At 61.9% G+C, this 18,205-nt stretch carries 17 protein-coding genes; 3 read left to right on the forward strand and 14 right to left on the reverse strand.

Annotation, left to right across the window (positions count from 1 at the left end):
* The first annotated feature begins 73 nt into the window (after positions 1-73).
* Complete coding sequence (locus JNK74_16520; GenBank protein MBL7647788.1) at positions 74-1,195, forward strand: exo-alpha-sialidase; 1,122 nt, start codon at positions 74-76, stop codon at positions 1,193-1,195.
* Positions 1,196-1,199: 4 nt separating this feature from the next.
* Here the strand turns inward: JNK74_16520 and JNK74_16525 are convergent, their stop codons facing one another.
* The 11 genes from JNK74_16525 to JNK74_16575 all read right to left on the reverse strand — a co-directional run bounded on the left by JNK74_16525 (position 1,200) and on the right by JNK74_16575 (position 12,555).
* On the reverse strand, positions 1,200-2,450 hold the full coding sequence (locus JNK74_16525) for a hypothetical protein (GenBank protein MBL7647789.1): 1,251 nt from the start codon (positions 2,448-2,450) through the stop codon (positions 1,200-1,202).
* Between the two features lie 31 nt (positions 2,451-2,481).
* On the reverse strand, positions 2,482-3,438 hold the full coding sequence (locus tag JNK74_16530; protein ID MBL7647790.1) for a molybdenum cofactor synthesis protein: 957 nt from the start codon (positions 3,436-3,438) through the stop codon (positions 2,482-2,484).
* A gap of 129 nt (positions 3,439-3,567) precedes the next feature.
* Positions 3,568-4,743 carry a molybdopterin molybdotransferase MoeA gene (locus JNK74_16535; protein ID MBL7647791.1) on the reverse strand — a complete coding sequence of 392 codons (1,176 nt, stop codon included), beginning with the start codon at positions 4,741-4,743 and terminating at the stop codon, positions 3,568-3,570.
* Between the two features lie 161 nt (positions 4,744-4,904).
* The gene (locus JNK74_16540) at positions 4,905-5,180 is read right to left on the reverse strand and encodes an RNA-binding protein (protein MBL7647792.1); all 276 of its coding nucleotides are present in this window, start codon (positions 5,178-5,180) and stop codon (positions 4,905-4,907) included.
* Positions 5,181-5,553: 373 nt separating this feature from the next.
* On the reverse strand, positions 5,554-6,150 hold the full coding sequence (locus tag JNK74_16545; protein MBL7647793.1) for a molybdenum cofactor guanylyltransferase: 597 nt from the start codon (positions 6,148-6,150) through the stop codon (positions 5,554-5,556).
* On the reverse strand, positions 6,134-7,651 hold the full coding sequence (locus JNK74_16550) for a ThiF family adenylyltransferase (GenBank protein MBL7647794.1): 1,518 nt from the start codon (positions 7,649-7,651) through the stop codon (positions 6,134-6,136). The genes JNK74_16545 and JNK74_16550 overlap by 17 nt, the downstream gene beginning before the upstream one ends.
* A 2-nt stretch (positions 7,652-7,653) precedes the next feature.
* Positions 7,654-7,908, reverse strand: coding sequence for a MoaD/ThiS family protein (locus tag JNK74_16555; protein MBL7647795.1), 255 nt, complete (start codon positions 7,906-7,908; stop codon positions 7,654-7,656).
* 89 nt (positions 7,909-7,997) lie between these two features.
* Positions 7,998-8,483: a cyclic pyranopterin monophosphate synthase MoaC gene (moaC, locus tag JNK74_16560; GenBank protein ID MBL7647796.1), complete on the reverse strand. Its 486-nt coding sequence runs from the start codon at positions 8,481-8,483 to the stop codon at positions 7,998-8,000.
* Between the two features lie 335 nt (positions 8,484-8,818).
* Complete coding sequence (gene moaA / locus JNK74_16565) at positions 8,819-9,847, reverse strand: GTP 3',8-cyclase MoaA (protein MBL7647797.1); 1,029 nt, start codon at positions 9,845-9,847, stop codon at positions 8,819-8,821.
* Between the two features lie 72 nt (positions 9,848-9,919).
* The gene (locus JNK74_16570) at positions 9,920-10,309 is read right to left on the reverse strand and encodes a hypothetical protein (protein MBL7647798.1); all 390 of its coding nucleotides are present in this window, start codon (positions 10,307-10,309) and stop codon (positions 9,920-9,922) included.
* A complete protein-coding gene (locus tag JNK74_16575; protein MBL7647799.1) occupies positions 10,306-12,555 on the reverse strand; it encodes an FdhF/YdeP family oxidoreductase in 2,250 nt (749 codons plus the stop codon). The genes JNK74_16570 and JNK74_16575 overlap by 4 nt, the downstream gene beginning before the upstream one ends.
* A 122-nt stretch (positions 12,556-12,677) precedes the next feature.
* On the opposite strand from JNK74_16575, the gene JNK74_16580 reads away from it, so the two are divergent.
* The gene (locus JNK74_16580; GenBank protein ID MBL7647800.1) at positions 12,678-13,874 is read left to right on the forward strand and encodes a hypothetical protein; all 1,197 of its coding nucleotides are present in this window, start codon (positions 12,678-12,680) and stop codon (positions 13,872-13,874) included.
* An 81-nt stretch (positions 13,875-13,955) separates the two neighbouring features.
* Here JNK74_16580 and JNK74_16585 read toward each other — a convergent pair whose 3' ends face one another.
* Positions 13,956-14,735, reverse strand: coding sequence for a formate dehydrogenase accessory sulfurtransferase FdhD (locus JNK74_16585; protein ID MBL7647801.1), 780 nt, complete (start codon positions 14,733-14,735; stop codon positions 13,956-13,958).
* A gap of 200 nt (positions 14,736-14,935) precedes the next feature.
* On the opposite strand from JNK74_16585, the gene JNK74_16590 reads away from it, so the two are divergent.
* Positions 14,936-15,163 carry a hypothetical protein gene (locus JNK74_16590; protein ID MBL7647802.1) on the forward strand — a complete coding sequence of 76 codons (228 nt, stop codon included), beginning with the start codon at positions 14,936-14,938 and terminating at the stop codon, positions 15,161-15,163.
* A gap of 530 nt (positions 15,164-15,693) precedes the next feature.
* Here JNK74_16590 and JNK74_16595 read toward each other — a convergent pair.
* Both JNK74_16595 and JNK74_16600 read right to left on the reverse strand, forming a co-directional pair.
* Positions 15,694-16,509, reverse strand: a complete 816-nt coding sequence (locus tag JNK74_16595; protein ID MBL7647803.1) for a helix-hairpin-helix domain-containing protein — start codon at positions 16,507-16,509, stop codon at positions 15,694-15,696.
* A gap of 110 nt (positions 16,510-16,619) precedes the next feature.
* A complete protein-coding gene (locus tag JNK74_16600) occupies positions 16,620-18,080 on the reverse strand; it encodes a DUF1501 domain-containing protein (GenBank protein MBL7647804.1) in 1,461 nt (486 codons plus the stop codon).
* Positions 18,081-18,205: the final 125 nt, after the last annotated feature.

Here is an 18,205-nt window from a genome sequence, read left to right on the forward strand (position 1 = left end):
ACGAGCCCAGGATGGATTCCGGATTCCCGGAGTCCATTGAATATGCGCTACCCGTACCAAGGAGGATCGCCCCATGATTGTCGAAAGCAGTGGAACCATATTCGCGGCGGGGCCCGGGCGGCCCAATTCCAGTGCCACCTTCCCCCTCGCCTGCGTCACCCGCTCCGGACGCTGGCTATGCGCCTTCCGGGGCGCCCCGGCGAAGGTTCCGAATGCCGGCCAGCAGGTCTACCTCACCTGGTCCGACGACTGTGGGGCCACGTGGCGCGAACCCTTCGCGCCGTTCTCGCCGCCCGAGGTGGAAGGTAAGGCGGGGCTTTTCCGTTTCGCCGGGCTGACGCGCCTGAAGGGCGGAAGACTGCTGGCGGCGATAAACTGGGTGGACTTTTCCAATCCGGACGCGCCTTACTTCAATGATGAGACCGAGGGGTTGCTGGACACGAAGATCTTTCTAGCGGAGTCGGAGGATGACGGCGCGACGTGGTCCACGCCCCGGTTGATGGATACGGCGCCTTTCAACGTGCCCACGCCGCTGACCGGTCCGATTCTTCGATTCCACGACGGGCTCCTGGTCTGCCAGATCGAACTCAACAAGCCGTATCTTGATACAGCACCCTGGCACCATGCTTCAGTGCTGCTTTTTTCCGAGGACGAGGGCAAGACCTGGCCCCGCCACAGTGTGGTGACCCGCGACCCGGAAAATCGCATTTTCTACTGGGATCAGCGGGCCTCGATTCTGGCCGACGACGTACTTTTCGACGCCTTCTGGACCTTCGACCGGAGCCATGCGACCTATTTGAACATTCATACCTGTCATTCCCGCGACGAGGGCCTGGGCTGGAGTCCGCTCAAGGACACTGGCGTTGCGGGGCAGCCGGGGCCGATCTTCGCGCTGGAAGATGGGGAGCTGGCGATGCCCGTGGTGGATCGAAGGGGCGCGCCGAAGATTACCGTCCGCCGCAGTGAAGACGGGGGCGAGACGTGGCCGGACGAAGATGTGATTGTGGTGTACGACTCCGCGGGCGCCTCGCAAACGGTCGATAAAGGGAGTATGCAGGATGCCTGGGCCGAGATGTATGCCTTCTCAGTGGGCCTGCCCAATGTGGCGCCGCTGCCGGGCGGCGGTGCGGTACTGGTTTACTATGCCGGGCCCGAGACCAACAACACGGGGATTCACTGGGCTAAGATAGAGTAGCAATTTACTCGACAGGCGCTTCGCTGATCTTACCTTTGAGCACAAATTCGGGGTGATGGCCGAAGTATTCGCCCTCCCAATAGAAACCAGCGGTTTCTCCGGGAAACAGGTAGGCCGTGTCACCGCGCACTACGGTGATACTTGCCACATCGTCGAAGGGGAGCGACGTGGCCGTGCCGAAGCTGTCCGTCTTGATGTCATAGACATAGTGGTGGTTGTAGTAGTGCGTGTTTGCGAAACTCGGGTGGTTTTCCCAGGTTCGGGTAACTTTCTGTGGCGTGCCATAGGCGGGGCTTTCGCTCCCGTCCGTGTTCGCGATGACCCCGTATTGATAGCTCGCGGGGAGCAGCACATAGCGATCGGCGAACACGGTGGTGCTTGAGCTGGAGCCCGACGCAGACACCGGGTGATCGCGAAGCCGCTCCCACAGGTCGGAAGCGGGGTCGTAGCGCCAGTTGTCCACGACATTGGCATAGGCGCCGGTGGCGAGCATGGAAATGCCGCCGATCACGTATATTTTTCCATCCACGACGGGTGTCCCAGTAAGACAGCGCGCCGTACCGGGTAGTTTCGACTTCTCGGTCCAGCCGGCTTCGGGTTTTTCGGTGTCGAACATGATCAGGCGCTGCCCCAGACCCTTTATCGTGCCTGTTCTATCCTGAAGGCAATAAAAGGCCTGGGCGTCATAATCCGCGCCGCCAAGGGCGTAAATCTTTTTGCCGACGACGGACATGCCGGTCCAGCAGGTGGGGGAGGGCAGGGGCGGCAGGGCTTCCCAGTTCCAGGTCTCCCCGGTGTGCGTCAACTTAAATCCATCCGCATACGTGTAGGGCGCGTCATAGCTGAATCCACCCCAGAGATAGAGGGCGCCCTCCACGCTCGCGCCGTTGCCCGCCTGCCGCGCCGCGCCGGGGAATGGCGGAAGCTCGATCCAGCCTGCGGCTTCGTCTTCGAGATTGAGGGCCCACGCTTTGTTCAGGAATCCCCGTGGATACTTGCCCGGCTTCCAGTTGTCGTCCGCGCCGCTGCAGAATCCGAGCACGCTCACAACCCAGTTGCCCAGCAAGTTGACGTGATTGTCCTGCATGCCCTGCGGCATGTGGGTTCCGGCGCTCCAGTCCAGGGTCAACATGGGCCGGAGGGACTCCTGCGCCTGAGGCGTGGGCGCGGGCGGCGGAGCCACGGGTTCCGAAGCCGTTGCCGCAGTGAGTTGAAGCATCGTGGCCAGGGCGACCACAGAAAATTTGAGATTCATTTTGATCGGGCCTCTACAGGGTGGGTATCCGTCAGTGGGGGGCAACACCTTTAAGGAGGAAGAGCATGTGCTCCATGGTCTTGAATATTTCTTCCAGATATTCCGGGATGGCCTTCACGCTACCCGGCAAGGTATAGACCAGGCTGGAGCCCATCACCGCCGCGATGCTTCGACTGGTGAGGGCGAGGGGCATGCGTTCGCCATGCTTCAGGCGAATGTAGTCCATGATGCCGGGAATGAGCTTATCGGCGTGCCTCGCCACCACGTCCGGGGTGATGTCCCTGGGGCCGACGCCGGTGCCGCCGGTGGTGATGACCAGGTCGACCTGACTTTCCCTGGCGTTGGCGAGGGCCATCTCAATGGCCGATACCTCATCGGCAATGACCTGGGTTTCGATCCAGGGGGTCCAGTGGTTATCGCGACACCAGCGCTCCACCAGTTCCGTTGCCGCGGGGCCGCTCTTATCCTCGTATTCCCCGCGACTCGCCCGATCGCTCACGGTGATGATATGGGCGCGGAGCACGCGCCGCTGGTGCAGGATGTTGTGGTCGGCCTCAATGGTTCCGCCGTGGACGACGCGCGCGAAGACCCCGAAATCGCCCAGGAGACATTTGCTCTCCGAACCGCAGAGTTCACGTCCCGATTCATTGACCCGCTTGCCGATTTGGGTAATTTCAAGGAGGGCGTCGCCGAATTCGAGGGTGTCGAGCAACCGGACCTCGCCGAGGCCCTCGCCATCGAGGAGAATGTTCTCCTGGCCAAGACCCGCCCTTTGATCCTGTGCCGCGTCCGGGAATCGGGTCGCGACCACATCCACATGCATGAAACTGATCTGGCGCAAGCCGGGCCCCGCATGGCGGTCGCCCTCGATGCCGTTGCGCGTGACGCGAAGTTGGGCGGCGGGTGTGTGGGGCTGGCCTTTGGCTTCAGCGATGCTCAGACCGATAGTCGTCAGAGCGCTTGTGACTGGCGAGATACTTTGGGTCATGGGGCTCTCTCTTGTTGAGCGACTCATCGGTGTTCTGGGAATACGAAACTCTTTGCAGGGACAACAGGGGCATCAGGGAAACCAGGTAAAAGTGGCCTTCCGTCTTTGCCGTCCCTGCAACATTATGCATCACAATAAACGCACTGGGACCACATCGCCCTCTTGGAGCGTGTCCACGTCCATAGGAAATGCGATGAGGCCATCGGCGGTAGTGAAGGCGTTGATATGGGCGGAGCCGTGAAACTCGATGGCCCGAACCCGGCCGGCTTCGTCGATGCGCACGGGTACCCAGCCCATCCGGCCAGGATTGCGACGGGTAAAGGTTTCCCCCAGTACCAGCGGGACGACGCGCGCCTGGCTTGTGGTACCCTGGAGCTTGCGCAGAAAGGGCTCAGCGAAGAGCATGAACTGGAGGAAACTGGAAACCGGGTTGCCCGAGAGGCCAAAGCACGCTTTGTCGGGGTGGGTGGCGAAGAGCACTGGTTTCCCCGGCTGGATGGCCACGCGGTCAAAATGCGTTTCGAATCCGTGATGCTTGAGAATATCCGGCACGAGGTCGTAGTCCCCCATGGAGACCCCGCCCGTGCTGAGGACCACATCGTGATCAGCCAGTGCACGCTCCCACGCGGCGCGGAGGTCTGACTCGTTGTCATGCACGATCCCGAGGTCACGCGCCCGCGCGCCTGCCTCCAGGGCCAGGGCCGTGAGCTGGGCGCTGTTGCTGTTGCGGATTTGCCCTGGGCCGGGTGCGACTGTGGGCGATACGAGTTCATCGCCCGTGGCAATTACGGCAACCCTCGGGCACCGACGAACGAGGGGCTCGGTGCAGCCGACGGAAGCCAGTACGGGCAAGTGTTGCGGTCGAAGCAGGGTGCCCGATTCGAGCACCCGATCCCCCGCGCGAAGGTCGTCGCCCCGGGGGACGATATGGCTGCGCGGCTGGCTGCCCGTAAAGCGGACCTGATCGGCGCTCAGCTCCTCCATCTCTTCCACGATAAGGACGCAGTCGGCCCCGTCGGGGATCGGCGCACCGGTCATGACCTTCGAGCACGAACCGGGCGTGATGGCAAAGCGGGGCACCTGGCCCGCCGGTACATGCTCCAAGACATGCAGGGGCGTGAAAGCGTCGATTGCGCGGCAGGCGTATCCATCCATGGAGGACTTGTTAAAGGGGGGCATATCGAGGTCGGCGAAGACGGATTCGGCGAGGACTCGATTCAGCGCGGTGGCCAGAGGGATGCGCTCGGGTTCAAGCAGCCAGGCCGTCTGTAGAACGCGGGCGACGGCGTCTTCGTAACGAATCATGGTGACCTCGGGGCGCGGGCGAAGTTTGGGGAGGTTCGCCCGGGCGTGGCGGGGGCGAAACTCCGCGCAAACAAAAAACTCCCTTCGGCATCCCGCCCGTTTTTTGAAAAAGGGCAGGATGCCGCAGGTTTAATCCTGTTATGGCGATGGCGCTACGTGGGTTAGTAGCGGCGCGGAGCCCGTTGCGGGCGTTCAGGACGGGGGCGCGCCTCGTTCACGTTAATACTGCGCCCTTTGATGTCCTTGCCGTTAAGCGAATCAATGGCCTGTTTCGCTTCGGCGTCCACGGGCATTTCGACGAAGCCGAAGCCCTTGGAGCGCCCGGTTTCGCGATCGCTGATGACATTGGCGCGGGATACCTCGCCATATGCCCCGAAGATCTCCTTCAAGTCCTCATCCGTTACCGAGTACGATAAATTCCCTGCGTAGATATTCATTCCGTCTGGTCTCGTCGATCCTGTGCGTTTCCTGAATTCCACCACCTGGTGATCAACCGCACAAATCACCCGGCAGTTCCACGCCCGAAACTGGCAGCACCAGTACCGGACCCAAGGCTTGTCCAACAGGCCGATCTATTTCGGGCCAGCCAAACCAATATGACATCCAAAACGCCGCACTTCCTGCTGCGGCCACCTGTCCACTAACCTATCGCTCCGCCATTGTACCGCATGATGCGGAAAAATGGGGTTAAAAATCGGTGAGCAACCCGGGCTCGTCTTCTTGCCGCGCCATCCCATGATGACCTGCGGTGGCGGGGCAACTGATCTAGGAAAACATTATAGCCAAAGGTAGTCCAAATGGCTAGAGAAATTATGAGGTTTCGGCCCCGGCATTCGGGGGCCACTCCAGGGCCGCTTCGTAGGCGCTTCGATCATTCAAATTCGCAATTTTTACCGCTGGCGCCTCCAGGATCGTGGCCCCGCAGCACCCGATAAAATCGAGCACGCGGCGCTCTCCCCGGTGGAGGAAGGCCAGCATTTCTTCGGCCAGCGTCCGGTGGTAGAGTGCAAAAAGGGGGTGAATCCGACCATCGGAGGTCCTAGGAACAATACACCGCGCGCCGCCGGTGTATTCCCACAGTGTATCCAGCAGTTTCAGGGGAAGCTCTGGAATGTCGGTTGCCACGACCAGCGTCCAGTCGCGCGACGACGTCCGCAGCCCTGAAGCGATGCCCATCAGGGGCCCGAAACCGGGCTGGATATCGGGCACCAGCGGAAGGCCCAGACCGGCGTGGAGGGCCTGGCCGCCGGTGCTGATGCGGACCTCCCGTGCAATCGGAATTAACTGGTCCGCGATATGCTCAATGAGGGTACGCCCGCCAAAGGGCAGGAGGCTTTTGTCTGTACCCATGCGCCGGCTCTCGCCGCCCGCGAGGATCAAGGCGTCGAAGTCAATCGCGCTGGTCATGGCCGCATTCTTTTTGGGGCCGCAGGGCGTTCGCACCGCCCGTCAGAGAATAGACCCTGGGGTGGCCCGCCCGGCGCAGGGCAATGGCAAGGTACCGGCTCCGCATACCCCGCGCGCAACACAGGATCCAGGGCTTGGGCCAATCGAGATTGGCGCCATCCGGCGGAAACTGACTCGCGGGAAGGGCGAAGGCCCCCCGGGGCAGGGGATAATCCTGTTCCGTTGCTTCCCGTATGTCGATGAGGCTGAAGGATTCCGCTAATTCATCCAGTTCATGGGCCTCGATTTCCAGGGGTTCTTCCGGGGGGGCGGGTTCCGTGGGGGCCTTGCTCCCGCATACCCCACAGGCGGGGTTGCGCGAACCGCGCACCCGGCGGGACCGGAGGGAGAGAAGATCGAAAAATACCGTATCGCCCTGCAGTCTGCCCGGTAAATCCAGGATCTGCTTCAACACTTCCATGGCCTGGAGCGAACCCAGTACGCCGGGTACCGCGCCGAGCACACCGACCTCCGCGCAACTTCCCACGCAGCCGGGCTCCGGAACCTCGGGCCAGAGGCAGCGCAGGCAGGGCCCCCCCGCCTTGGGATGGTAGACGAAGAGCTGGCCTTCATACTGGTAGATACTCGCCTGGACCAGGACTTTGCCCTGGCGCACGGCGGCGTCGTTCAGGAGGAACTTGGCCTCGAAATTGTCCGTGCCATCGACCAGAACGTCATACCCGGCAATGATGCGATCCACGTTGTGGGGGCCGATCCGCTCTTCGTGAATTTCGATGGTGATAAAGGGATTCAAGGCAGCGAGTTCGTCGCGGGCCAGAAGGGCTTTGGACTTGCTCACGTCGGCCGCCCGAAAGAGGATCTGGCGATGGAGGTTCGAGGGGGCCACCGTGTCGCGTTCGCAGATTCCCAGATGTCCCACACCCGCGGCGGCGAGATAGAGAGCGGCGGGCGAGCCGAGTCCACCGGCACCCACGATGAGCACGCTGGCCCGGCGCAGTTTATCCTGGCCCGCCTCGCCCACGTCCTTCAGGTTGGTCTGGCGGGCGTAGTAGTCGTTTTCCGCGAGGGCGGGCCCATGGCTATGGGCGCATCGCTCGCAGTTGACCCAGCCTGAGTCGCCGTCCGCGTAGTATTCTTTTTTCCATATGGGGAGGCGGTGCTTTACCGCGTCGATGATGTAGCGACAGGCGTCGAAAGCCTCACCACGGTGGGCGGCGCTCACGCCGACCCAGACGGCCATGTCTTCCAGATCGAGCGCACCCACCCGGTGGACGCAGCGGGCCTCCAGCACGCCGAAACGCCGCTTCGCCTCGGCGATGATGGTATTGCCCTCGGTGATGCAGACCGTTTCGTAGGCCTCGTACTCCAGCGCGGTGACGGCCTTGCCTTCATTGTGATCGCGGATCCAGCCCTCGAAAGAGGCGTAGCCGCCGGCCCGTACATTACGCACAGACGCGCGCAGGGCCTGGGGGTCCAGGGGCTCGGTGGAGATCGAAAACATGATCAGCCTCCGGCGACCGGCGGGATGAAGACCACATGGTCGCCCGCGTTCAGCGGCGTGTTCCACGGCTGAAAGGCGTCGTTGATTACTACGTTGAGCTGGTGGGAAGTCAGGGAGAAGCCGTGCGCTGCGCGGAGGTCCTCGTAGAGTTCGCCCGGCGTGGCGGCGGCGCTTTCCAGGGATTCCTCGGAGAGGCCCCGTTGCTCGCGCAGGATGGCGTAGTAAGTGATAGTGAGGGGTTTTGCGGGTGGAGTCATGGGTCGTATGGGTCTGATGGGGCATGACGTCTGCAGAGAATGTGGCACAGCCGTCTCGGCTGTGATTGAGCGCCGTCAGGCGCGACAGCTCAGGTCGGACTCAAAGGATCCCTCTTCACATCGCGCTTGCCACCATGTTTTTCTATCAATCGCGTTTCCTTGATCACCATATCGTGGGAAAAAGCCTTGCACATGTCGTAGATGGTGAGGGCGGCGATGCTCGCGCCCGTGAGGGCCTCCATCTCCACGCCCGTCTTGTGGTGAACCTTCACGCTGCACTCGATGACGATATCATTCGGCGGCTGGGCCACAATCGAAATCTTGCAGCCTTCCAGGGGCAGGGGATGGCACAGGGGAATCAAGTTACTGGTCTGCTTGGCCGCCATGGTGCCCGCGATGATCGCCGTCTGGAACACGGGGCCCTTCTTCGTCTGGATCTCGCCATCCACCAGCGCCGCCATGACCGCGTCGGGCACCGTGATGATGCTCCGTGCCGTGGCCGTGCGCAGCGTGGCAGTTTTGCCGCTCACATCCACCACGCCGGGGAGGTTGTTTTCATCGATATGGGTAAACATGGAAGCTCCATCGCAGGGACAGCGGCGCCACGCGACTCGGACGGCGAAGCGGACTGCCCATTGGTAATAGTACGCCATTACGTGCCTGGTACGCCACAACCGGCGCGGCTGTCCTGTCCTCTGAGGTCGCGATCAAGTGCAATCATGGGAACTGCTTGTTCGTGGCGGATATTGCTCTTCGGTCACCTATGCAAAGCGGGTGTTCGGTGATTGTGCGGGCCCACCTCGCAAGCGACAGGACACCCGCGCCGGTCGGAGTGCAAGTCATCTGACGAAAGTACTGAGCGCTACGATCAATTCACTCCGCCTGGTTCAGTCGCGAGGCGCCGCTGTCCCTACCCGCCGATGTGATACATCTCCACTTTTTCGGATCGTACTGATGCTTCAGTGCGAATTTCGGAGTAGCGGTCACTGCGATGGGTCCAGATGCCGCGAAGTTTATCGGTTATCGTCGCCAGCGTGGCCCCCGCGCGGAGCATCGGCTTCAGCGGGTGTCCCTGGCCGGCGAAGAGGCACGTGTACACGTCCCCATCCGGCGCCAGGCGCAGGCGGGTGCAATCGCGGCAGAAGGGCTGGGTCACGGAGGAAATGAAGCCGATCTCGCCCTGACCGTCCGCGTAGCGGTAACGCGCGGCCACCTCGCCCGCGTAGTTCGGCGCGGTGACCTCCAGTGGATAGCGCGCGGCGATAACATCGCGCAGCTCGGCTGCGGGCACGACGGCGGCCAGATTCCAATGGTTGAGCGTGCCCACGTCCATGAATTCGATGAAGCGGAGTATGACGCCGGTACCTCGAAAGTGCTCGGCCAGAGGCAGGATTTGGTCGTCATTCACGCCGCGCTGGACTACCGCGTTGACTTTCAGTTTGGTGAAGCCCGCGTCCCGCGCCGCGTCGATCCCCGCCAGGACCTGCGCCGACGTGATGGGTCGTCCGCTGATTCGCTCCAATATGGCGTCGTCCAGACAGTCGAGGCTCACCGTGATGCGATCCACACCGGCGTCCTTGAGCGGTTGCGCGAGTTGGGGCAGCAGCAGACCGTTGGTGGTGAGGGCGATGTCCTCGATGCCCGGAATCTCGCGCAGCATCCCCACGAGCACCGGGAGATCGCGACGCAGCAAGGGCTCGCCACCCGTCAGGCGCAGTTTCTTCACGCCCAGCGCCGCCGCCGCACGCGCCACCATCGCGATTTCCTCGAAGGAAAGCAAATCGCTCCGCTGAAGGAATTCATACTTCTCACCGAAGTGCTCCTCAGGCATGCAATAGGTGCAGCGGAGATTGCATCGATCCGTCACCGAAATGCGCAGATCATGCATCGGGCGACCGTGGGTGTCGGTGGGGGCGCTTATGGTTTCGGGTTCAGGCATGGATACCTTGGTCAACGAGATCAAGTGTTTGAACCGCTGTGCTCGACTGGTATGGACGGTGTAATTGGGGGGCTATTCACGGTAGAGCGAACTTTTCGTTCGCCCTCGTTCGGGGTTGCTCTTGTGGCGGTCAACCTGCACCCAGGCTTTGAACAGGTGCCGCTGGCCGCCGGCCCCAACGGAATCGCGCGTATGCACGAAGCCTTCTTCGGGCTGGGCATTCAAGATCGCGAGATCGCCGGGGTGGAGGATAAATAGAATGAAGCTTGGCTCGATCCGGCACCGTGTCGCGCCGAACTCCCGCTCGACAGCCAGGGCATAGATAAATTCGCCTTCAAGGGCGGCGCCGTCTTCGGTGTACAATTGGACGGCGGATTCCAGACGGCCCTCGTCGTTCAGGCGCGCGAGTTCCTGGGGGCTGATGCGGAAGCGCACAGCATTGTCTTCAATACGAATATTCACGACGGCTGGTTCTCTTTCAACGGCGTCACGGTCACGTGCGCGTTGTAATCGGGTACCCCCGCTTCCCGTGCGGTGCGTGTACGGTCGAGCAGTGTATTTCCTTCGGGCCAGTGTACCTGCAAATTGCGTGGCAGCACGGGCGCGAGATACACATGTCCGTCCATACTGCCAAAATTGTTGCTTAGGCGCAGCCGGTCGCCGCTTTTTACACCGAGGGCCTTCGCGTCGTCGGGATGCATCAGGATGGCTTCGCGCTCCGCGCCCGTGATGCGATCGGTGACGGCGTGGACCATGCTGTTGAACTGCTTGCCGCGCCGGGTGGTCAGGGAGAACTGACCCTCGGGGATGGCCGTGTTCTCCGGCTCGATGGCGAAGAAGTGGGCCTTGCCGTCGGGCGTGCCGAAGGTCCAGTCCGCGCAGAGGTGGGCACCGCCGTACTGGAACTGGTCGCCCTTTTCCTTCAAGTGCTGGATGCCCTCGTAGAAGGGTACGACCCGCGCTATCTCGTCGCGTATGGCCGCCGTGTTCAGAAATTGAAGCTTTTCGGCAAGATCGGGTTTGACCCGCCGGGCCAGATCGAGAAAGACCTGCCACTCGGGGCGCGCTTCGCCGATGCGGCGACCGGGAATCTCGGGGCTGAAGATGATGCGTCGCTCCGTGCTGGTCTCGGTAACGCCGCCGGGCATTTCATAGCGCGTGGTGGCGGGGAGCAGCAGGGTGTGCTCGCCGGAATCGACGAACATCTGGGGCGAAAGGACAATGTCCATGTGGAGCCGCAGGGGGACTTTTTCCAGCGCCTGCTCCACGAAAGGCGGGTCGGGCAGTACTTCCAGAAAATTGCCGCCGACGGAAAAGAGCACATCGACCTCGCCCCGGTCCGCCGCCTCGATCATTTGGGTCGCGCCCATGCCCGGCGCATCGGGCACCGGGAAGCCCCACTGCGCGGCGAGGGCGGCGGCGTTCTCCGTATTGACGGGCAGGCCGCCGGGAAAAGCGGTGGCGTAGGCGCCCATCTCCGCCCCGCCCTGCACGCCGGAGTGACCGCGAATGGGCATGAGCCCGCAACCCTCGCGGCCCACGAAGCCTTTGGTGAGTGCGAGGTTGATGATGGAGCGGACATTGTTCACGCCCTGGACATGCTGGGTGATGCCCATGCTCCATACAAAGACCGCCCGCTTCGCTTCGTGAATCATCTTCGCGAATTCGAGCATGTCCGCCCGGGTCGCACCGCAGGAGGCTTCGAGCATCTCAAAGGATTGCGCCGCGAGGACGGTTTTCAAGGTTTCGAAATCGGCGCTGTGGTTCTCCACGAAGTCGCGATCAATCCAGTCATTTTCGAGAATGTACTTCAGCGTGCCGTTGATGAAGGCGATGTCGGAGCCCACATTGACGAGAAAAAAGCGGTCGGCGATCTTCGTGCCGAAGAGCGCGCTCTCGGGAATCGAAGGGATCCAGTAGCGCGCCATGCCCGGTTCTTCGTAGTTGTTGATTGCGACGACCTTCGCGCCGTTCTTCTTCGCGTAGTGGATGTACTTCGTGGCCACGGGCTGGTTATTGGCCATGTTCGATCCGAAGAAGACGACGAGGTCGCTCTTGATCCAGTCCGTGTAGGAGCAGGTGGTGGCGCCCGCGCCCACGGTGGTTTTCAGTGCCGAGGTGCTCGGGCTGTGACAGATGCGGGCGGCATTGTCAATGTTGTTCGAGCCCAGCGCGCGCACGGCCTTCTGGGCGGCGTAATAGGTTTCATTGGGCACGCCGCGGCTGGTAAGGTAGCAGGCGAAGCGCTCCGGCGTGCTCCGGCGAATGCGTCCTGCGACAAGATCGAGGGCCTCATTCCAGGTAATGCGGCGGAAGCCTTTTTCGCCTCGTGCGCGCAGCATGGGGTAGGGCAGTCGTCCGAGATCGCGCAGCTCCGCGCTCGTCATATCCCGGAGCGGCGCGACATTGTGCAGGAGCGCCGGGTCCAGGGCGGGCATGGTGTTCAGTCTCAGGAGGCGCAGGCGTATATTGCAGAGATGGACGCCGTCGAGGGTCCAGTCCGTCATGCCCGAAGTGCCCAGGGCGCAACCGTCGCAAACGCCATCCTTCAGGATGCGCAGGGCAAATGCGAGCTCATCTTTGTTTTCCCAGCCGGCGCGAAAGAGCTCGGCGAAATTGTTCGGGCCCTGCTCGCCGAGGCCGAAGGGAACCTTGCTCGCCCAGTTGGCGGGAGTCCAGCGCTTGTTCTGTTTGAAGGAATCGCTCATACTCGGTCTCGATGGCTGCCCGGTTTCAATGGCAGCAGTGTAGCACAATCGATCCGACGCGGACAGCCTCCGGGGCGTCGAGGGAAGCACCTATGGTTTCAACGAATCAACGGAATGCCCCAGTGGCTCGCACACCCGCAAGGCGGCGGGTTCTGGCGAGCTTCGTCCTTTTCTCGTTTCTCTTCGGCGGGTTGGTTCAGGCAAGTTCGGCAGAGACACCGTCCGGCGGATTTCGGGGCGTCTATTTCAATCCCTGCTTGAGTGAAACGCCCAATTATCCCTGGCTCCTGCACTATGCCGGGCACCGAAGCGAGGTCCAGGCCCAGCTCAAGGGCCTGGTCGCGGAAACGCACATGAACCTCGTCTCCGTTTTCGTACTTATTGCCTATTCGCTGAAGACCCCATCCGAAGCGCCGGTTTCGGGGCGGCCGGTGGAAGCCTGGGCGAACCTGGACTATCTGGATCAGGTGGCCCACTTCGTGGACGATTGCCACGACGTCGGGCTTCAGGTGGAACTCGATCTTGCCAGCAATTTGTGGGTGCCTTACTCGGTGGACCCGAAGAACCAGATCGGGAATTCCCCCTACTGGCCCAGGCCGGATGAATCACCGTGGGATGAGGCCGCCACGTGGTACAAAGGCGTCATCGAGTATGTGGAGGCAAAAACTGCTCACCCCGAAAGCATCGCTTTCTGGTCCATGATGGGCAACCACCAGTGGGGCGGGGCGGAGCCGGTCTTGTGGCCGGATGACAGCAATCCCGCGCTGATCGCCTCCGTGGAGCGATTGGTAAAAGAGGTCTGGCCCGTCTTCAGAGCCGCGGGAACACGACCCAAGGCAGCGCCCTTTGTCTTTCCTATTTTTTCAAACAACGACTACTGGATGAATAAGACACCCGACGAGCGTCTGGCGGGCTTCATCAACCTGAAGCAGTGGATCGTGGAGGATCTCAGGCTGCCGCCCGACTACTGGCCCATGTCAACCTACCCGATGTGCGATCCCGCCCCCGATGGCGAGTTCTACTTGAAACGGATTGTTGAAATTCTTGGAAAAGACCAGGCTTCGCGTATTGTCTCCACGGACTTCAAAGCGATCGGCATAGACTTCGCCGACAGCATTATCGATGCTAAAGGAACTTCGGAAGCCGAGAGAATTGCCTGGCACTTGAAGAAGTGTGCGGCGTATGGCTTTGCCGGCTGGTGGATCTGGTCCTATCAGGATACGGCGACGGAGAAAACGGGATTGCGGGACGCGGCGGGGAAATGGAAGCCCGAGTTGGTCGAGCGAATCAAGAATAGCGAATTGAGAATAGTGAATTGAGCAATGGGACCAGAGTCAATAGCACCCGTCAAACCAACCCGCCTCTACCTTGATTTCAATTGATTCACTATTCGCTATTCACTATTCCACCAATTCCCGGTGGGAATACACCGTCGCCCGGGCCTCGCGGCAGAACCCGATGATACACAGGCCAAAGGCCTCGGCCATCTCTACGGCGAGGGAGGATGGCGCGGACACGGACAGCAGGTAGGGCCAGCGCGCCTGATACGCCTTGAACACGATTTCATAGGACATGCGCCCGCTCACGACGATGCCGCAGGCATCCTGGAGGCCCCCTTGATTGAGGAGATCGCCGATGCACTTGTCCACGGCATTGTGGCGCCCGATATCCTCGTGGTGCGCCAGAATACTACCGTCGGGCGCAAAGGCCATGGCGCCATGGACGCCGCCGGTGGCCTGAAAGAGGGGCTGGTGATCGGGTAGGGCCGTCATGAGCGCCGCGATGGTCGCGAAAGTGAGCCGCGTGTTCGGCGGCGCGACGATAGGCGTGCCCAGCATGAGCAACTCCTCCGGTTCGCGGATGCCGCACAGGCCGCATGAGGCGCTGCCCATGGCCGAGCGCCGTCCGGCCACCTCCTTCGCCAGGGAAGCCTCCGGCACGGTGATTTCCAGGCAGCCCGTGAGGCCCGTGTCGGGGTCGGGAATGGCGTGATAGTTCGGCATAATCGTCGGATCGATCAGGACGCCCTCCGTGTAGAGCAGTCCACGGGCCAGGGCTTCATCGGCGCCCGGCGTGCGCACGGTGGTGGTGTAGGCCGCGCCGTTGACCTTGAGTTGGAGCACCGCCTCCACGGGGAGAAGGTCCTCCACGGGGGTGGCTTCGGATCGGGTGAGTCGCATGCCTGGGAATTTCTTGCTGTTCATGGGAAGGAGCATAACACAGACACTGGCCGTATCGGCTTTGCAGGCTCCCGCCCGAGTTGCAATGCCGCGAAGGTATTCCCGTTAGCCGTTGGATGCAGGCCCACGGTGAATATTCGCCCCGAAGGCGCGGTAGTTGTACCATGGTGGCGCGCGCTACGCCGCAAAAGGAGGTCTCCATGATTGCTGGGGTCGGGTCAATAGCCTGGATACTTATCGGCATGTTTCTATGGGATGCGGGGTGGCGGGGGCGGGTGATTGTTCTGGCGCTGGTGATCCCTTCGTGTTTTCTTCATCTGCTCGGTGATCGGGAAACAGAGGCGCTTTATGGTGCGCTGGGGTTTGCGCTCCGCGTTGCGATCGGAGTGGTGTATTTGATCTGGCGAAGGCTGCCGGTGGTGTCGTAGGGACAGCGTCGCCCCGTGTCTCCGACGGGCAAGAAGCGCGATGGGTTTGAGTTGCGATTCATGCGATCCAGGTGCAACATCAACCGGCGAGGCTGTCCTGTTGTATGACGTCGCGACGCGGTGCAATCGAAACTCCCAGCAACCGTGCGGGATGAATCTCAGCAAGTCATGTTCGCGACATTCAGTCCGCGTTGAACGTCTGTGTGCGCCTCGCTCACCACGGGACAGTCATTCATGAGGCTTCGTCTCACCCGAAGTGGTTGAATTCGTGTCGAGTTCTACCCCCCCTACCCCCCCGCAAGCGGGGGGGACCAAGAGGTTCAATTTGGTGAGTAGGTTCCCCCCGCTTGCGGGGGGGCAGGGGGGTAAACTCCCGGGTTGGCAAAGACCTTTTCGATTTTCTGATACCGCCATTCGCATATTTTCAGAGCAGCCTCGCCGGTTGCAGACGATATCGCTCAGTCGGGGGCAGCCGCTTGACTCTACGAATGCCTTGCACGACTCGGAAACGAGGCGACGCTGTCCCCGCGCTACTTCACCGAGATCATCCCGCGCACGGAATTCATCTTGGAAGGTCCGATCCCGCTGACATTTTCGAGATCGTCGATGGTCTGGAAGGGGGTGCTCTGGCGGTAGGCGATGATTTTCTGGGCCGTGGCGGGGCCGATGCCGGGGAGGCTTTCCAGTTCGGCCTGGGTCGCGGTGTTGATGTTGATCAGGCCGCCGGATGTCGCTTTCGACGTCTGAGGGATTGGGGGCGCCTCGGGTGATGTGGAGCCCACGGGCTCGGGCTCGTGGGTTTGCTTGTTGAACTGGTACCACGTGGAGCGGGTGTAGGGTGTGGGATTGTAGGTGACGGGTGGGTCGCTGTAGGCCTGCGCGCCCTGCCGGACCAATCGCGGTACGAGGAGCGTCGTTTGGTCGATGAGCAGGGCCGTTCGATTAATGTCGGAGAGATCGGCGTCATCGATCGCGCCGCCCGCCGCCCGGAGCAGATCACGGACGCGCGCGCCCTCATCGAAGTAGTAGAGCCCTTCCTTCTCCACCGCACCGAGGATGCCCACACCGATGCGGGCCGGAGGCGCGGGCGGTGCGACTACGGTTGCCGAGGCCGGTGTAGCGGCGGGTGGGGAAGTCGGTTTCGCGGGCGCAGTGACCGGCGCGGAAGTTTGTGATGTCTGTGAAGCGCTGGCTGAGGGCGATGAATCGCGTGCGGCGAAGGTGTCGGGTGGTGGCGCCCCGTGGCCGCTGCCGCGCCAGATGAGCACGGCGGCACCGATCAGAATGGCAACCGCCACGCCCAGCAGGAGCAGTTGCTCGCGGGTGGTCATGAGACGGCTTAGCATGCGTGCCCCTCTTGGTATTCGGGTTCCTGAACTGCGCTGCGGTTTTCAGAATCGGACCGATCAGCCGGATCCGACCGATCAGTCCGTTAGGAGCGGCCCCGTGGGCCCGACTATGTCAAAATCTCGTTCACAACCCGGCCGTGAATGTCCGTCAGGCGGAAGTCGCGGCCCTGGAATTTGTAGGTCAGGCGCTCGTGGTCAATGCCGAGGATGTGGAGCATGGTCGCGTTCAGATCGTGGACGTGGACTGGGTCCTTGACGATGTTGTAGGAGAAATCGTCGGACTCACCGTGGACGTAACCCGGCTTTACGCCGCCGCCGGCCATCCAGATACAGAAGTTGCGCCCGTGGTGATCGCGGCCGTAGTTGACGAGGTCGGAGCCCTGGCAATAAACCGAGCGGCCGAATTCACCGCCCCATACCACGAGGGTGTCCTCCAACATGCCGCGCTGCTTCAGATCCTGCACGAGGGCGGCGGAGGGCTGATCCGTGTCCATGCACTGGAGGGGCAGATCGGTTGGCAGGTCACCGTGCTGATCCCAGCCGCGGTGGAAAAGCTGGATGAAGCGCACACCGCGCTCGGCCAGACGCCGCGCGAGGAGGCAGTTGGCGGCGAAGGTGCCGGGTTTGCGCGCATCGGGGCCATACATGTCCACGATGTGGGCGGGCTCTTCCTCGATGTCCATCAAATCGGGCACGGAGGTCTGCATGCGGTAGGCCATCTCGTACTGGGCGATGCGCGCCTCAATCTCGGGATCGCCGAAAGCGTCGTAGGCCATTTCGTTGAGCTGGCCCAGGCTGTCGAGCATGTTGCGTCGGGTGGCCGCCGTGATTCCGGGTGGGTTCGTGAGGTATAGCACCGCGTCTTTTCCCGCGCGGAAGTTCACACCCTGGTGCTCAGAAGGCAGGAAGCCGGCACCCCAGAGCCGCTGGAAGAGGGCCTGGGCGTTGCGCTTTGAGCTGCCGTGGGAGATGAGCACGATGTAGCCGGGCAGGTTGTCGTTGTCGCAGCCGAGGCCATAGTTCAGCCACGCGCCCATGCTGGGGCGGCCGGGTTGCTGGTGGCCCGTCTGGAAGAAGGTCATGCCCGGGTCGTGGTTGATCTGCTCCGTGTTCATCGTCTTGATGAGACACATGTCATCTGCGATCTTGGCGATGTGGGGCACAAGCTCGCTCATCCAGATACCGGATTCGCCGTGCTGCTGGAATTTGTACTTCGACGTGACCACGGGGAATTTGTCCTGTCCCGAAGTCATGCCGGTTACGCGCTGGTTGCCGCGAATGGACGCGGGCAGGTCGGTGCCATGGAGCGCGTCCAACTGGGGCTTGTAATCGAAGAGATCTTGCTGCGAGGGGCCTTCGGACTGGAACAGGTAGATAATCCGCTTGGCTCGCGGCGCGAAGTGGGGATGACCCAGGACGCCACGACCTTCCGAGGCCGGCTTCTGAATCGCGGCATGGGCCGGGCCCTGCAGCAGGGAGGCCAGGGCGGCGGTGCCAATCCCTGCGCTGGCGCGGCCAAAGAACTGGCGCCGGGTCAGGTGCTGCATCGTCTTCTGTTCGAGGTCCATGGTATTAACTCCGGGTATTGACTGGGTCTTATGGGTCTTATGGGTCTTATGGGTCTTATGGGTCTTAAGGGTCTTAAGGGTCTTATGGGTCTTAAGGGTCTTATGGGTCTTATGGGTCTTATGGG

It is taken from the genome of Candidatus Hydrogenedentota bacterium, from assembly GCA_016791475.1.
GTDB lineage: Bacteria > Hydrogenedentota > Hydrogenedentia > Hydrogenedentales > JAEUWI01 > JAEUWI01.

Coding starts and splice junctions, on each gene's coding strand:
- JNK74_16520 (MBL7647788.1), top strand. CDS start 74: ATGATTGTCGAAAGCAGTGGAACCATATTCGCGGCGGGGCCCGGGCGG.
- JNK74_16525 (MBL7647789.1), bottom strand. CDS start 2,450: ATGAATCTCAAATTTTCTGTGGTCGCCCTGGCCACGATGCTTCAACTC.
- JNK74_16530 (MBL7647790.1), bottom strand. CDS start 3,438: ATGACCCAAAGTATCTCGCCAGTCACAAGCGCTCTGACGACTATCGGT.
- JNK74_16535 (MBL7647791.1), bottom strand. CDS start 4,743: ATGATTCGTTACGAAGACGCCGTCGCCCGCGTTCTACAGACGGCCTGG.
- JNK74_16540 (MBL7647792.1), bottom strand. CDS start 5,180: ATGAATATCTACGCAGGGAATTTATCGTACTCGGTAACGGATGAGGAC.
- JNK74_16545 (MBL7647793.1), bottom strand. CDS start 6,150: ATGACCAGCGCGATTGACTTCGACGCCTTGATCCTCGCGGGCGGCGAG.
- JNK74_16550 (MBL7647794.1), bottom strand. CDS start 7,651: ATGTTTTCGATCTCCACCGAGCCCCTGGACCCCCAGGCCCTGCGCGCG.
- JNK74_16555 (MBL7647795.1), bottom strand. CDS start 7,908: ATGACTCCACCCGCAAAACCCCTCACTATCACTTACTACGCCATCCTG.
- moaC (MBL7647796.1), bottom strand. CDS start 8,483: ATGTTTACCCATATCGATGAAAACAACCTCCCCGGCGTGGTGGATGTG.
- moaA (MBL7647797.1), bottom strand. CDS start 9,847: ATGCCTGAACCCGAAACCATAAGCGCCCCCACCGACACCCACGGTCGC.
- JNK74_16575 (MBL7647799.1), bottom strand. CDS start 12,555: ATGAGCGATTCCTTCAAACAGAACAAGCGCTGGACTCCCGCCAACTGG.
- JNK74_16585 (MBL7647801.1), bottom strand. CDS start 14,735: ATGCGACTCACCCGATCCGAAGCCACCCCCGTGGAGGACCTTCTCCCC.
- JNK74_16590 (MBL7647802.1), top strand. CDS start 14,936: ATGATTGCTGGGGTCGGGTCAATAGCCTGGATACTTATCGGCATGTTT.
- JNK74_16595 (MBL7647803.1), bottom strand. CDS start 16,509: ATGCTAAGCCGTCTCATGACCACCCGCGAGCAACTGCTCCTGCTGGGC.
- JNK74_16600 (MBL7647804.1), bottom strand. CDS start 18,080: ATGGACCTCGAACAGAAGACGATGCAGCACCTGACCCGGCGCCAGTTC.